We start from the raw sequence: 13850 nt of genomic DNA on the forward strand, positions 1-13850 counted from the left end.
CTCGCGGGAGGGGCCTTTGGACCAGTACGACGTGGTGGTGATCGGCGCCGGGGCCGCCGGGATGATGTGCGCCATCGAGGCCGGCAAGCGCGGCCGCAAGGTGCTGGTCCTCGACCACGCCAAGGCGCCGGGCGAGAAGATCCGCATCTCCGGCGGCGGCCGCTGCAACTTCACCAACATCCACTCCGCGCCGGAGAACTTCATCTCCGCCAACCCGCGGTTCTGCATCTCGGCCCTGCGCCGCTATCGGCCGGCCGACTTCATCGCCCTCGTCGACCGCCACCGCATCGCCTGGCACGAGAAGACCCTCGGCCAGCTGTTCTGCGACGACAGCGCCCGTCAGATCATCGACATGCTGCTGGCCGAGATGCGCGCGCACGGCGTGCAGCTGCGCCTGCAGACCACCGTCGACGGCGTCGAGAAGACCGACGGCGGCTTTCGCCTGTCGATGGGCGGCCCGCAGGTCGTCGCCGCAAACCTGGTGATCGCCACCGGCGGCAAGTCGATCCCGAAGATGGGCGCCACCGGCTTCGGCTACGACATCGCCCGCCAGTTCGGCCTGCCGGTCACCGAGACCCGGCCGGCGCTGGCGCCGTTGACCTTCGAGGTCGGCCTGCTGGAGCGGCTGAAGCCCTTGGCCGGCGTGGCGGTCGACGCCCGGGTCGCCAGCGGCAAGCGGGCCTTCGACGAGGCCATGCTGTTCACCCACCGCGGGCTCAGCGGCCCGGCGGTGCTGCAGATCTCCTCCTACTGGCGCGAGGGCGGCGAGATCGAGGTCGACATGGCGCCCGGCGTCGACGTCTTCGAGACGCTGCGCCGAGCCCGCGCCGAGCACGGCCGGCAGGCGGTCGCCACGGTGCTGAGCCAGTTCGTGCCCAGGCGTCTCGCCCAGTTGATCGCCGACACCGAGGGCGCGACCGGCAATGTGGCCGACGCCCCCGACAAGCTGCTGCGCCGGATCGCCACCGCCGTGAACGCCTGGCGGGTGAAGCCGGTTGGCTCCGAAGGCTACCGCACCGCCGAGGTGACCCTGGGCGGGGTCGACACCGAGGCGCTGGACTCCCGGACCATGGCGGCCAAGGCCGTGCCCGGCCTCTACTTCATCGGCGAGGTGGTGGACGTCACCGGCTGGCTCGGCGGCTACAATTTCCAGTGGGCCTGGGCCAGCGGCTGGAGCGCCGGCCAGGCGGTGTGATGCACGCGCGTACTTGCCTGCCGGCGGGCACGATGATACTTAAGGATGTGCTTAACCAATCATCCAGCCTCGACCAGATGTTCCAGGCGCTGTCGGACCCCACCCGGCGCGCCATGGTCGAGCGCCTGAGCCGCGGGCCGGCTTCGGTCAGCGAACTCGCCCAGCCGATGGCCATGTCGCTGCCGGCCGTGGTGCAGCACCTGCAGGTGCTGGAGGCCAGCGGCCTGGTGAAGACCGAGAAGGTCGGCCGCGTGCGCACCTGTCGGCTCGACACCGGCGCCCTGCAACTGGCCGAGCAATGGATCAACGACCGGCGCACCGGCTGGGAGCGCCGCCTCGACCGCCTGGGCGACTACCTCGCCGACACCGACCCGGACAAAGGGAGCAAGCCATGACCGACCGCACCGTCACCCACGCCACCTTCTGCCTCGAGCGCACCTATGACGCGACGCCCGCGCGGGTGTTCGCCGCCTTCGCCACGGAACAGGGCAAGGCCCGCTGGTTCTCCGGCCCGAACGAGGAGTGGCAGATCATCGAGCGGGCGTTCGACTTCCGCGAGGGCGGCCGCGAGCGGCTGAAGGGCCGCTGGGCCAGCGGCAGGGTCTCCGACTTCAGCGCCACCTACCAGGATATCGTGCCCGATGAGCGGATCGTCTACGCCTACGAGATGCGCCTGGACGACCGGAAGATCTCGGTGTCGCTGGCGACGCTGGAATTCAAGCCGGCCGGCCAGGGCACGCGCCTGGTGATGACCGAACAGGGCGCCTTCCTCGACGGCTACGACGACGCCGGCAGCCGCGAGCACGGCACCGCGATCCTGCTCGATCGGGTCGGCGCGTCGCTGGTCGAGCCGGCCGAGGCCTGAGCGTCAGGCGGCGGCGCGCGCTGCGACCGGTTGCTGGGAGACCGGCGGCTGAGCGGCGACCGCCTCGGGGTCGATCTCGATCGCCGCGGGCCGGCCCCAGGGCACCACCGCCCAGATCCGCTCATGGAAATAGAACAGGCCGATCTTGGTGAAGCTCTCCACCGAGGCGATCGAGGCGGCGAACACCAGGTGGCCGGTGATGAAGTAGCTGATCACGAAGGTGTCGATGCTGCCGAGGATGCGCCAGCTGACGGCCTTCACGAAGGAACGCGAATGGGCTTCGGGCGCACGGAAAAGCATCGGGTCGCATCCTGACGTCGATGGTGGAGGAAGGCTGGTGTCCTGCCATCGGCGTCGGCCGCGTGGGAGCCAAGAATTCCCAGGCTGCCGATAGGTTTTCTGTGCGCGCGGTCAGCCCGGCCCTCAGACCAGGGCTTCGAACTCGTCCACCAGCCGCTCCAGCTGCTTCATGCCGGCCGCCCAGAACGCCTTCTCCCGCGGGTTGAGGCCGAAGGGCGCCAGCGCCTCGACGTAGGTCCGCGTGCCGCCGGCGGCGAGCAGGTCCTCGTACAGCGGCGCGAACCCCTGCGGGTCCTCCCGGCGCTTCTCCATCAGGCCGCGCACCAGGAGGTCGCCGAAGGCGTAGGCGTAGACGTAGAAGGGCGCGTGCACGAAGTGGCTGACGTAGGCCCAGTAGTGCTCGTAGCCGCGGTTGAGCTTGATCGCCGGCCCCAGGCTCTCGCCCATGACCTCCAGCCACAGGCTGCCGATCTCCTCCGCCGACACTTCGCCCTCCAGCCGCGCGGCGTGGAAGCGGGTCTCGAAGCGGTGGAAGGCGATCTGCCGCACGACGGTGTTGATGCCGTCCTCGATCTTGCCGGCCAGCAGGCCGCGGCGCTCGGACTTCGAGGCGTTGTCCAGCAGGCGCTCGAACACCAGGCCCTCGCCGAAGATCGAGGCGGTCTCCGCCAGCGTCAGCGGCGTGTCGGCCAGCAGCGTGCCGAGCGGCGCGGCCAGCGTCTGGTGCACCGCATGGCCGAGTTCGTGGGCCAGGGTCAGGACGTCGCGCCGCTCGCCCATGAAGTTCATGAACACGTAGGGGTGACGGTCGGAGGTCACCGGATGCGAATAGGCCCCCGACTGCTTGCCGGGCCGCGGCCGGGCGTCGATCCAGGGGTGGGTGAAGAAGGTCTGGGCGGTGTCGGCGAACTTCGGCGCCAGGTCCGCGAAGCTCTCCAGCACCATCGCCTTGGCTTCCTCCCAGCGGTAGGTGCGCGGCGCTTCGGTATCCAGCGGCGCGTTGCGGTCCCACTGGTTGAGGACGTCGACGCCCATCACCTGGGCCTTCAGCCGGTAGTAGCGGTGGCTGACCGAGGCGTAGGACTCCACGACGGCCGCCTCCAGCGCCTGCACGGCGTCGGCGTCCACCTCGTTGGCCAGGTGGCGGGAGGCGGCGGGGTCGGGATACTTCCGCCAGCGGTCCTCCACCTGCTTTTCGAAGGCCAGCGTGTTGAGCGCCAGCGCCAGGCTCGGCGTGCGCGCCTCCAGCGCCTTGGCCAGCCCCTTCGCCGCCTGCTTGCGGCGCTTGGCGTCCGGGTCGGAGAGGCGGTTCAGCGTCTCCGGCAGGGTCAGCCTGTCCTTGCCGACCTTGGCGGTCAGCCGGGCCAGGGTCTCGTCGGACAGCCGGCTCCAGTTGGCCACCGCCGGCCCGCGGTCGATGACCATCCGCTCCAGGTCCGGCGTCAGCTCGTGCGGCCGCGACAGCCGCACCCGCCGGATCCACGGCCGCCAGCGCGCCGCCGGCGCATGCGCCGCCATGGCCGCCTCGATCTCGGCGTCCTCCAGCTGGTTGATCTCCAGGGTGAAGAACAGGCTCTCGGCGGCGATCTGCGCCGAGCGGGCCCGCAGGTCCGCCTCGAACTTCGACCAGGCCGGGTCGTTGCGCGCGGTGGAGGCGGCCAGCGAGGCGTAGGCCCCGACCGCCCAGAGCCCGTTGGTGGCGGCCTCATAGAGCCGGATGCCGCCGTCCAGCAGCTGGCCCAGGGCGTCGGCGTCGGCGCGGGCGGCGACGAACCGGCCCTGCAGCTCCACCAGGGCGTCGTTGGCGCGCTTGGCCTCGGCGATGTCGGTCTCGATCCGCGGGTCGTCGCGGCCGGCGTAGAGGTCGTCCAGCCGCCACTCGGGCAGGGCTTCGGTCTTGAAGGGGGCGTTCATGAGGAGAGGTTTAAGCCTGCGACCCCGAGGAGTCACATCTTCTGCGTCGCCAGCAGGATCGAGGTCTCGGTCGAGGCGATGCCGGCGACCAGGCGGATCTGGTCGAGGGTGCGGCTGAATTCCCGCAGGTCGCTGGTGTCGAGTTCGGCGACCAGGTCCCAGCGGCCGTTGGTGGTGTGGACCTTGTCCACCTCCGGGAAGCCGCGCAGCGCCCTGACGACGGCGCTGGTGCGCTCGCCCTCGATGGCGATGCACATGATGGCGCGCACCCGCTGGGCCTCGACCTCGGGCCGGATCTTCACCGTGAAGCCCTGGATGACGCCGTCGTCGCGGGTCATCTTCTCGAGGCGGTTCTGCACGGTGCCGCGCGAGACCTTCAGCCGACCGGCCAGCGAGGCCACCGACTCGCGGCTGTTGACGCGCAACAGCGCCAGCAGCCGGCGATCCAGGTCATCCATCATAACGCCAATGATCCTTATCAGATCGTCAGACAACAGCGCATAATTTAGCAGCTTGTGCGCTATTCGCTAGCGCCGCCCGGCGCGATCATTCGTCCCCAGCCACCACAGCTCTGAGGACGCCCATGGACCCCCGGCCGCAGTTCCTGATGACCGACGCAGGTCATTTCGACGTCTGCTACCAGATCAATCCGTGGATGCAGCCGACCGCCTGGCGCGCCGATCCGGCCGCCTGCAAGGCCGCCGCCCAGGCCGGCTCGGCGCAGCTGAAGGCCGCCCTGCAGGCGGCCGGCGCGCACGTGGAGACCATCGGCGGCGTGCGCGGCCTGCCGGACCTGGTGTTCCCGGCCAACGCCGCGGTGGTGCTGGACGGCCGCGTGCTGCTGGCCCGCTTCCGCTATCCGGAGCGGCAGGGCGAGGAGGCGGTGTTCCGCTCGGCGTTCGAGAAGCTCCGCAAGCGCGGCCTGGTCGAGGAGCTCGTCGATCTGCCGGAGGGCCTGTTCCACGAGGGCGCCGGCGACTGCATCTGGGACAAGGACCGCAAGCTGTTCTGGGCCGGCTACGGGCCGCGCTCCAGCCACGGCGCGCTGGCGGTAATCAGGCGGGTGTTCGGCCAGGAGGTCGTGCCGCTGGAGCTGGCCTCCGACCGCTTCTACCACCTGGACACCTGCTTCTGCCCGCTGGCCGGCGGCAAGGTGCTCTACTACCCGGCCGCCTTCACCGCGCCGGCGCTGGCCGCCATCCGCGCCCGCGTGCCGGAGGCCCAGCGCATCGAGGCCAGCGATGAGGAGGCCGCCGCCTTCTGCGTCAACGCGGTCAACCTCGACGCCAAGGTGATCATGGCCCGCGCCCCGGCCTCGCTGCGCGCCAAGCTGCGGGCCGGTGGCTACACGCTCGTCGAGGTCGACCTCGATCCCTTCATCCTCTCCGGCGGGGCCGCCTACTGCATGACGCTGCGGCTCGATCGGACCAGCGCGCCCGCCGCCGCCATCCTCGCCGCCGAATAGGGACAGCCGCCATGAACGACATCGCCCTGCGCTCCCGCACCGAGCAGCTGATCGCGCTGGAGGCCCTCTACGGCGCGAAGAACTACAAGCCCCTCGACGTGGTGCTGACCCGCGGCGAGGGCGTCTATGTCTGGGACGTGGACGGCCGCCGCTACCTGGATTGCCTGTCGGCCTATTCGGCGGTCAACCAGGGCCACTGCCACCCGAAGATCCTGGAGGCCATGGTCGAGCAGGCGGGCCGGCTGACGCTGACCTCGCGCGCCTTCCGCAACGACCAACTGGCGCCCTTCTACGAAGAGCTCTGCGCGCTCACCCACTCCACCAAGGTGCTGCCGATGAACTCCGGCGCGGAGGCCGTGGAGAGCGCCCTGAAGGTCGCCCGCAAGTGGGGCTACGAGGTCAAGGGCGTGCCCGCCGACCAGGCGGAGATCATCGTCGCGGCGGACAACTTCCACGGCCGCACCGTGGCCATCGTCGGCTTCTCCACCGATCCGGGCTCGCGCAGCGGCTTCGGCCCGTTCGCGCCGGGCTTCAAGGTCGTGCCCTATGGCGACGCCAGGGCGCTGGAGGCGGCGATCACCCCCAACACCGTGGCCTTCCTGGTCGAGCCGATCCAGGGCGAGGCCGGCGTGATCATTCCGCCGGCGGGCTACCTGAAGGCCGCGCGCGAGCTCTGCACCCGGCACAACGTCATCCTGATCCTTGACGAGATCCAGACCGGCCTCGGCCGCACCGGCAAGCTGCTGGCCGAGGAGCACGAGGGGATCGAGGCGGACCTGACCCTGATCGGCAAGGCGCTGTCGGGCGGCTTCTATCCGGTCTCCGCCGTGCTCTCGAACTCCGAGGTCATGGGCGTGCTGCATCCGGGCGAGCACGGCTCGACCTTCGGCGGCAACCCGCTGGCCTGCGCGGTGGCGCGCGCGGCGCTGAAGGTGCTGGTCGAGGAAGGCATGATCGACAACGCCGCCCGCATCGGCGCCCGCCTGCAGGCCTCGCTGGCGGCGATCGACGCGCCGCGCGTGAAGGAGGTCCGTGGCCGCGGCCTGATGCTGGCCGTCGAACTGCACCCCGACGCCGGCGGCGCCCGGCGGGTCTGCGAGGGGCTGCAGGCCCGCGGCCTGCTCGCCAAGGAAACCCACGACCACACCATCCGCATCGCCCCGCCGCTGATCCTCACCGCCGACCAGGCCGACTGGATCGTCGAGCAGTTCGCCGCGGCGCTGCAATAACATTCGTCATCCTAGGCCTTGTGCCTAGGACCCCTTCCTCAGCGTCTGTGAGTGGGGACGTGTGGCGCCACGCAGCTCCCCCTCGACCATCCGGGAACCCGACAGAGGGGTCCTAGGCACAAGGCCTAGGATGACGAAGGGATGGGGCGGCGGCGACCTACACGAAGGGGGGTGAGGCGGCGGCGACCCGCTACACGATCCCATCGTAGAGATCGTCCCAGTGCGGGTTCTCGCGTTCGATCAGGTTGATCTTCCACTCCCGCGGCCAGCGCTTCAGCGACTTCTCCCGCTGGATGGCGTTCAGCATGCCTTCGAACGGCTCGAACCAGACCAGGCGCTTCAGTCCGTACTTGGAGGTGAAGCCGGGCACGATCCCTTCACGATGCTCCCACACGCGGCGGACCAGCTGACCGGTCACGCCGATGTAGAGCGTGCCGCGCATGCGGTCGGCCATGATGTAGACCGCGATGAAGGCGTCGCGCCCGACCAAGCCGCTACTTCGGCCCCACCCCCGGCCCGCCCTTGGCGGATTCCACCGCCGGCGTCGGCGCGCCCTTGGCCAGCGAGATCAGGTAGGCGCGGATGTCCTCGACCTCGCCGGCGTTCAGGAAGCGGGCGAAGCTGGCCATGCCGTTGTGGGCGCGGGCGCCCTCCATCACCACCGAGCGGAAGTCCTCCGGGGTGGCGATCATCGGCGAGCGCTTGAGGTCCGGCAGCCAGGCGCCGGTGGCGTTCGGCCCGTGGCAGACCTGGCAGTTCTGGTTGAACACCACGAAGCCGTTCTGGACGGCGCCGGTCGAGTTCACCTTGCTCAGGTCGACGGTCGGCTGCGCGGGCGTCACGTAGTCGGGCGCCACGGCCTTGCCGCCGAGCTTGAACACCAGCAGCCGCCCGGGCAGCCGCGGCCGCTGCGGCATCAGCGCCGGCGAGGAGATCTCGCCCGCCCCGCCCTCGCCGACCATCACCGCCACGTACTGGGCGCCGTTCAGCTCATAGGTCATCGGCGCGGCGATCACCCCGTTGCCGGTCTTGTAGGACCACAGCTTGGTCCCGCTGGCGGCGTCGTAGGCGTCGAACTGCCCCTCGGCCGCGCCCTGGAAGACCAGGCCCCCGCCGGTCGCCAGCACGCCGGCGTTCCAGAAATAGGGGTGCTGGACGGTCCAGACCGCCTTCTGCCGCACGGGATCCCAGGCGATCAGCATGCCCTTGATCTGGGAGACCAGCGCCGCCTGCTGGGCCGGCGTCATCGGCGCGGCGTTGGCCAGGAAATCGGTGCCGGTGTTCCAGGCGCCCGGCCGATAGCGGAAGGTCTTGTCGTCCACATAGGCGAACGGCACCGACTGGGCCGGGATGTAGACCAGGCCGGTCTTCGGGCTGAAGGCCATCGGGTGCCAGTTGTGGCCGCCGAACGGCGCCGGCATCTGCAGGGACGGGCCGTTGGCGTAGCGGGCGGCCGGGTTCTCGATCGGCCGGCCGGTCTTCATGTCGACGCCGGTGGCCCAGCTGACCGGCACGTAGTTCTTGGCCGACAGCAGCTCGCCGGTCGCCCGGTCGAGCACATAGAAGAAGCCGTTCTTCGGCGCCTGCATCAGCACCTTGCGCGGCTTCCCCCCGACGTTGAGGTCGGCCAGCATGATCGGCTGGGTGGCGGTGTAGTCCCAGCTCTCGCCCGGCGTCGTCTGGTAGTGCCAGACGTATTCCCCGGTGTCCGGCTTCAGCGCCAGGATCGAGGATACGAACAGGTTGTCGCCCTTGCCGCCGGACCGCTTCAGGTGGTTCCACGGCGCGCCGTTGCCGACGCCGAGGTAGACGATGTCCAGCGCCGGGTCGTAGGCCATGCCGTCCCAGACGGTGGCCCCGCCGCCGGACTGCTTCCAGACCCCGCCGGACCAGGTGGCGTTGACCTTCTGGGCCATGATCTTGTCCGAGGCCGCGCCGTCCGGCGCGCCGGTCGGGTTGGGCGCGGTGTAGAACCGCCAGATCTGGTGCCCGGTGGCGGCGTCATAGGCGGTGACGTAGCCGCGCACGCCGTATTCGGCGCCGCCGTTGCCGATCAGCACCTTGTCCTTGATGACCCGCGGCGCGCCGGTGATCGTGTAGGGCTTGGAGTTGTCGGTGGTCTGCACGGACCAGACCGGCTGGCCGGTCCCGGCGTCCAGCGCGATCAGCCGCCCGTCCAGCGTGCCGACATAGACCCGGCCCTTCCACACCGCGACCCCGCGGTTGACCACGTCGCAGCAGGCGTCGAAGCCCTTGGCGCCCTCGACCTTCGGGTCGAAGGACCACCTCGGCTTGCCGGTGGCGGCGTCGAACGCATAGACCTTCGACCAGGCGGTGGTGGTGTAGAGCACCCCGTCGACCATCAGCGGCGTGGCTTCCTGGCCGCGGTTGGTGTCGAACTGGGCGTACCAGGCCAGCCCCAGCTGCGGGACGGTCCTGGCGTCGACCTGGGTCAGCGGGCTGAACCGCTGTTCGGAGTAGCCCTTGCCGTAGGACAGCCACTCGCCGTTGGCGTCGGCGGCCTGCAGCCGCTGGGCGTCCACCCGGCCCGGGCCCGCCTGTTTCTGGCCCATCGGCTTCTGGCACGCCGCCAGGCTCGCCACGCAGGCAAGCGCCAGCGCCAGCTTGGTGATCCTCATGTCGCCTCCCAACGGCCGTTAATCTCGGCCTTGGGGAGAACTATGCCCCGATGGCTCGCGCGGGCAAGCGCGCCGCCACGTCAACCGCGCGGCGGATACATCAGGCGCGGGTCTCAGCGGGTGCTGCGGCGGTCGTTCAGCAGCGGCAGGCGCGGATCCCTGGGCGTGGACACCGACGAGCGCGGGTCGATCAGGTCGCGGCGGGTGGGGGTCTGGGTGTTCTTCTGGGTCTTCATCGCCGTCGTTCCTTCAGGTCCCTGGGCAGCGGAAGCTGCCGAACGGGCGAAGCGGCGGACGAAGAGGCGCCGGCCGGCCGAGCGCGTCTTCGGGGCGCGGAACCTAGCACGTCGCGGCCAGCGGCGAGAGCCCCCGCGTTAACCCCTGACTCAGGTCTCCGAAACCCCGCCTTTACCCAAGGCCTGTATCAATTCGCGACATAAGGAGCCTCGTCCGACTGAGACGACGGCCGATCAAGGTGGGTGTTTTCACATGGCCAAAACGGTCCTGGTCGTCGACGACGACCCGACGCAACGCCGGCTGATCCAGGCGGTCCTGGAGCGCGAGGGCTTCGCCGTCTCCCATGCGGAGAACGGCGACGAGGCGATGCGCCACCTCGGGTCCGGCGCGGGGGTCGACGTGGTCCTCCTCGACCTCGTCATGCCCGGCATCTCCGGGCAGGACACGCTGGCCGAAATGCGGGCGCGCGGCTTCTCGCAGCCGGTGATCGTGGTCACGGCCACCGGCGGCATCGACACGGTCGTGCAGGCCATGCAGGCCGGGGCCGTCGACTTCTTCATCAAGCCGGCGGCGCCGGAGCGGATCATCGTCTCGATCCGCAACGCGCTGTCGATGGGCGCCCTGAAGGGCGAGGTCGACCGGCTGAAGAAGCACCAGTCCGGCCGCACCACCTTCGAGGACCTGATCGGGTCGTCGGCGCCCATGACCATGGTCAAGCGGCTGGGCGAACGGGCGGCCAAGTCCTCCATCCCGATCCTGATCACCGGCGAAAGCGGCGTCGGCAAGGAAGTCATCGCCCGCGCCGTGCACGGCTCCTCCGAGCGGGCCGGCAAGCCGTTCGTGGCGGTGAACTGCGGGGCGATCCCCGAGAACCTCGTGGAATCCATCCTGTTCGGCCACGAGAAGGGCAGCTTCACCGGCGCCACCGACAAGCATCTGGGCAAGTTCCAGGAGGCCAACGGCGGCACCCTGTTCCTCGACGAGGTCGGCGAGCTGCCGCTGGACATCCAGGTCAAGCTGCTGCGGGCGCTGCAGGAGAGCGAGATCGACCCGGTCGGCGCCAAGCGCTCGATCAAGGTCGACGTCCGCATCGTCTCGGCCACCAACCGCGACCTCGGCCAGGCGGTGAAGGACGGCCGGTTCCGCGAGGACCTGTTCTATCGCCTCAACGTCTTCCCGATCGAGGCCCCGGCCCTGCGCGAGCGCAAGGACGACGTGCCGGCCCTGGTTGACGCCTTCGTCCGCCGCTTCAACGTCGAGGAGGGCAAGTCCGTGGTGGGCGCCGCGCCCGAAACCATGGCCTTCCTGGCCGCCTTCGACTGGCCCGGCAACGTCCGCCAGCTGGAGAACGCGGTCTATCGCGCCATCGTGCTCGCCGACGCGCCCTATCTGCAGCCGCACGACTTCCCGGCGATCTCCGGGGTGGCCGCGCCGCCGCCGGAGGCCGCCGCGCCGCCTGCCCGCACGCCCCCTGCCCGCACGCCCGTGGCCGGCATGCCCGCCGCCCTACCGACGCCGCAGCAGCTGATCAGCGACCTGAGCCAGGACGCGCCGGTGCGCATCCTCGACGCCCGCGGCCATCTGCGCACCCTGGAGGAGATCGAACGCGACCTCATCCAGCTCGCCATCGGCATCTACGCCGGCCACATGAGCGAGGTCGCCCGCCGCCTCGGCATCGGCCGCTCCACCCTCTACCGCAAGGTCCGCGAACAGGGCCTGGAAGACGTGGTGAAGGGCGTTTCCGACGAAGCTGATCCTGAAGCTAAGGTCGCCTGAGGCGCACAAACCTGCGGTCATCCCCGCGAAAGCGGGGACCCAGGTGTTTTGCGTTTTCGCGCGGCCCATGGGCGAGGTTGGATCCCTCAGCCACAATAAAAAGCCTGGGTCCCCGCTTTCGCGGGGATGAGCGGAAAATGGGAGGTTAGGGCCCCCTACTCCGGCTTCTTCCGCCGGAACGGCCGGCGCTTCATCTCCGTCTTCTCGCCCTTCGCCTTGGCGGCGATCTCCTTGAGCTTGACGGTCTGCATCGCCGACAGCGCCTCGCCCGGCGCGCCCTTCTCGGGATCGCCGAAGGCGCGGCCGTAGGTCTTCACCCGCTCGGCCACCGAGCCCAGGAATTCGCCCTCCCATTCGGAGAGCTTGACGCCGGCCCGTTCGGCCTGGCGCTGGGCGCGTTTGAGGGCGTTCAGCGCAGCGCGTTTGGCCTGCGCCTTCCGATCTGGAGCCTTACGCTTCAAATCTCTCCGATGGCGGAGAGGTAGAGGTCGAGGATGGCGTCCTCTTCCATCCGCTTGGCGCGGTCCTGCTTGCGGATGCGGACCACCTTGCGCAGGATCTTGACGTCGAAGCCGTTGCCCTTGGCCTCGGCGAAGACTTCCTTGATCTGCTCGGCGATCTCCGACTTCTCCTGTTCGAGGCGTTCGATGCGCTCGATGATGCTCTTCAGCTGGCCCTGGGCCGCCTGGTTGAGCACGTCGGGATGGGCGGAAGCGTCGTCGGCCATGGGGAAAGCCTCTCGCGAGTCGGGGGTTGTCGGAAAGCGCGCGACCCTACTCATCAGCCCGGCCGCTGTCATCCGCACCTTGAACCTTGACTTGTCTGCGCCCGTTGAGACGGATCGCCGCGGAGGCCCCGATGTCAAACACCCCGAAGAGCCCACCCACCCAGGACGACGCCGAAGCCGCCGTGCGCACCCTGATCGAATGGGCGGGCGACGACCCCGACCGCGAAGGCCTGCTCGACACCCCGGCCCGCGTGGCGCGCGCCTACAAGGAGCTGTTCTCCGGCTACGACACCGATCCGCGCGCCTACCTGGAGCGCACCTTCAGCGAGGTGGGCGGCTACGACGAGCTGGTGGTGCTGAAGGACATCCGGGTGGTGAGCTTCTGCGAGCACCACATGCTGCCGTTCCTCGGCAAGGCCCACGTCGGCTACCTGCCGTCGCACCGGGTGGTCGGCATCTCCAAGCTGGCGCGGGTGGTGCACGGCTTCGCCCGCCGGCTGCAGATCCAGGAGAAGCTCACCGCCGAGATCGCCGAGGCCATCCACGACATCCTGCAGCCCAAGGGCGTCGGCGTGGTGATCGTCTCCGAGCACAGCTGCATGACCATGCGCGGCGTCAACACGCCCGGCTCGCGGCTGACCACCAGCCACCTGCTGGGCGAGGTCCGCGACGACCCGCGCACCCGCCAGGAGTTCTTCGAGTTGGTGAGGAACGGGGAGCACTGACTTCGCTCCTCCCCTGTCCCGAAGAGGATGGGGGAGGTGGCGCGCCCCGCAGAGGGCGTGACGGAGGGGGCGTGACGGAGGGGGCGAGCCGGCGCACGTGCGGACCCGCGCCCCCTCCACCATCCGCTCTTCGGCGGATGGTCCCCCTCCCCCGTTTTACGGGGGAGGAGAGATTAGAGCAGGCCGCGCGCCTCCAGCGCCGGCCGGAGCGCGGCGGGGTCGGTGAAGTGGTGGACGTCGAAGCCCAGCGCCCGCGCGCCTTCGATGTTCCTGGCGCTGTCGTCCACGAACAGGACGTCTTCCGGCGCAACGCCGAACCGCTCGCAGGCCTGGCGGTAAATGCGCGGGTCGGGCTTCATGACCGCGGTCTCGGCCGAGATCACGATGCCGCCGAAATGCCGGAAGGCCGGGCTCATGGCGGTGATCCCGTCGATCACCTCGTGGCTCATGTTGGAGAGGCCGAACTGCGGCACGCCGCGGGCGGCCAGCGCCTCGATGGCGGCCTCGGTCTCAGGGATGGCGCCGGAGAACATCTCCCACCAGCGGGTTTCCCAGGCGTGGATCTGGTCGGAATATTCGGGAAAGCGCGCGAGCAGCGGCGCGCGGTTCTCGGCGAAGGTGACGCCGAGGTCGTGACGCAGGTGCCAGTCCATGGTGCAGACCTGGCTCAGGAACCGGTCGCACTCGGCTGGATCGTCGAAGACCTGGGAATAGAGCGTGCGCGGGTCCCAGCGCACGATGACGTTGCCGATGTCCCAGAGAAGCGCTCGCGCCATCT

16 protein-coding genes are annotated in these 13850 nt (G+C 69.8%); 7 read left to right on the forward strand and 9 right to left on the reverse strand.

The window, feature by feature from the left end; all coding sequences use genetic code 11:
* Nucleotides 1-16 precede the first annotated feature (16 nt).
* Genes DJ021_RS04155 through DJ021_RS04165 form a run of 3 tightly spaced genes read left to right on the forward strand, consistent with a single transcriptional unit; the run spans nt 17 to nt 2060 of the window.
* Complete coding sequence (locus DJ021_RS04155; protein ID WP_111456345.1) at nt 17-1195, forward strand: BaiN/RdsA family NAD(P)/FAD-dependent oxidoreductase; 1179 nt, start codon at nt 17-19, stop codon at nt 1193-1195.
* 47 nt (nt 1196-1242) lie between these two features.
* Nucleotides 1243-1590 carry an ArsR/SmtB family transcription factor gene (locus DJ021_RS04160; RefSeq protein ID WP_111456346.1) on the forward strand — a complete coding sequence of 116 codons (348 nt, stop codon included), beginning with the start codon at nt 1243-1245 and terminating at the stop codon, nt 1588-1590.
* Complete coding sequence (locus DJ021_RS04165; protein ID WP_111456347.1) at nt 1587-2060, forward strand: SRPBCC family protein; 474 nt, start codon at nt 1587-1589, stop codon at nt 2058-2060. The genes DJ021_RS04160 and DJ021_RS04165 overlap by 4 nt, the downstream gene beginning before the upstream one ends.
* Before the next feature lie 3 nt (nt 2061-2063).
* On the opposite strand, the gene DJ021_RS04170 is transcribed toward DJ021_RS04165, so the two are convergent.
* From DJ021_RS04170 to DJ021_RS04180, 3 genes are all read right to left on the reverse strand, one after another.
* Nucleotides 2064-2360 carry a DUF2061 domain-containing protein gene (locus tag DJ021_RS04170; RefSeq protein ID WP_111456348.1) on the reverse strand — a complete coding sequence of 99 codons (297 nt, stop codon included), beginning with the start codon at nt 2358-2360 and terminating at the stop codon, nt 2064-2066.
* A 123-nt stretch (nt 2361-2483) separates the two neighbouring features.
* Nucleotides 2484-4274 (reverse strand): M3 family oligoendopeptidase, encoded by a 1791-nt coding sequence (locus tag DJ021_RS04175; RefSeq protein WP_111456349.1) that lies wholly within the window; start codon nt 4272-4274, stop codon nt 2484-2486.
* A gap of 32 nt (nt 4275-4306) precedes the next feature.
* Nucleotides 4307-4735, reverse strand: a complete 429-nt coding sequence (locus DJ021_RS04180) for an Lrp/AsnC family transcriptional regulator (RefSeq protein ID WP_207801765.1) — start codon at nt 4733-4735, stop codon at nt 4307-4309.
* Between the two features lie 122 nt (nt 4736-4857).
* On the opposite strand from DJ021_RS04180, the gene DJ021_RS04185 reads away from it, so the two are divergent.
* Both DJ021_RS04185 and rocD read left to right on the forward strand, forming a co-directional pair.
* Nucleotides 4858-5739, forward strand: a complete 882-nt coding sequence (locus DJ021_RS04185) for a dimethylarginine dimethylaminohydrolase family protein (protein WP_111456350.1) — start codon at nt 4858-4860, stop codon at nt 5737-5739.
* 11 nt (nt 5740-5750) lie between these two features.
* Entirely contained in the window at nt 5751-6968 is a 1218-nt protein-coding gene (gene rocD / locus DJ021_RS04190) for an ornithine--oxo-acid transaminase (protein WP_111456351.1), read from the forward strand.
* Nucleotides 6969-7158: 190 nt separating this feature from the next.
* Here the strand turns inward: rocD and DJ021_RS04195 are convergent, their stop codons facing one another.
* From DJ021_RS04195 to DJ021_RS19265, 3 genes are all read right to left on the reverse strand, one after another.
* Nucleotides 7159-7458, reverse strand: a complete 300-nt coding sequence (locus tag DJ021_RS04195; protein WP_243625905.1) for a GIY-YIG nuclease family protein — start codon at nt 7456-7458, stop codon at nt 7159-7161.
* Between the two features lie 4 nt (nt 7459-7462).
* Nucleotides 7463-9607 carry a PQQ-dependent dehydrogenase, methanol/ethanol family gene (locus DJ021_RS04200; RefSeq protein WP_111456352.1) on the reverse strand — a complete coding sequence of 715 codons (2145 nt, stop codon included), beginning with the start codon at nt 9605-9607 and terminating at the stop codon, nt 7463-7465.
* Between the two features lie 113 nt (nt 9608-9720).
* Nucleotides 9721-9843, reverse strand: coding sequence for a hypothetical protein (locus tag DJ021_RS19265; RefSeq protein ID WP_279386484.1), 123 nt, complete (start codon nt 9841-9843; stop codon nt 9721-9723).
* 253 nt (nt 9844-10096) lie between these two features.
* On the opposite strand from DJ021_RS19265, the gene DJ021_RS04205 reads away from it, so the two are divergent.
* Nucleotides 10097-11620 (forward strand): sigma-54-dependent transcriptional regulator, encoded by a 1524-nt coding sequence (locus DJ021_RS04205; protein ID WP_111456353.1) that lies wholly within the window; start codon nt 10097-10099, stop codon nt 11618-11620.
* Between the two features lie 155 nt (nt 11621-11775).
* On the opposite strand, the gene DJ021_RS04210 is transcribed toward DJ021_RS04205, so the two are convergent.
* Together DJ021_RS04210 and gapR are read right to left on the reverse strand one after the other, a co-directional pair.
* On the reverse strand, nt 11776-12081 hold the full coding sequence (locus DJ021_RS04210; RefSeq protein ID WP_111456354.1) for a hypothetical protein: 306 nt from the start codon (nt 12079-12081) through the stop codon (nt 11776-11778).
* Nucleotides 12078-12347, reverse strand: a complete 270-nt coding sequence (gapR, locus tag DJ021_RS04215; protein ID WP_111456355.1) for a nucleoid-associated protein GapR — start codon at nt 12345-12347, stop codon at nt 12078-12080. Before gapR ends, DJ021_RS04210 begins: the two co-directional genes overlap by 4 nt.
* Before the next feature lie 131 nt (nt 12348-12478).
* Between gapR and folE the strand changes: the two genes are divergently transcribed.
* Nucleotides 12479-13072: a GTP cyclohydrolase I FolE gene (folE, locus tag DJ021_RS04220; protein ID WP_111456356.1), complete on the forward strand. Its 594-nt coding sequence runs from the start codon at nt 12479-12481 to the stop codon at nt 13070-13072.
* A gap of 173 nt (nt 13073-13245) precedes the next feature.
* Here folE and DJ021_RS04225 read toward each other — a convergent pair whose 3' ends face one another.
* Nucleotides 13246-13848, reverse strand: a complete 603-nt coding sequence (locus DJ021_RS04225; RefSeq protein ID WP_111456357.1) for an HAD family hydrolase — start codon at nt 13846-13848, stop codon at nt 13246-13248.
* Nucleotides 13849-13850: the final 2 nt, after the last annotated feature.

It is taken from the genome of Phenylobacterium hankyongense, from assembly GCF_003254505.1.
Classification (GTDB): Bacteria; Pseudomonadota; Alphaproteobacteria; order Caulobacterales; family Caulobacteraceae; genus Phenylobacterium; species Phenylobacterium hankyongense.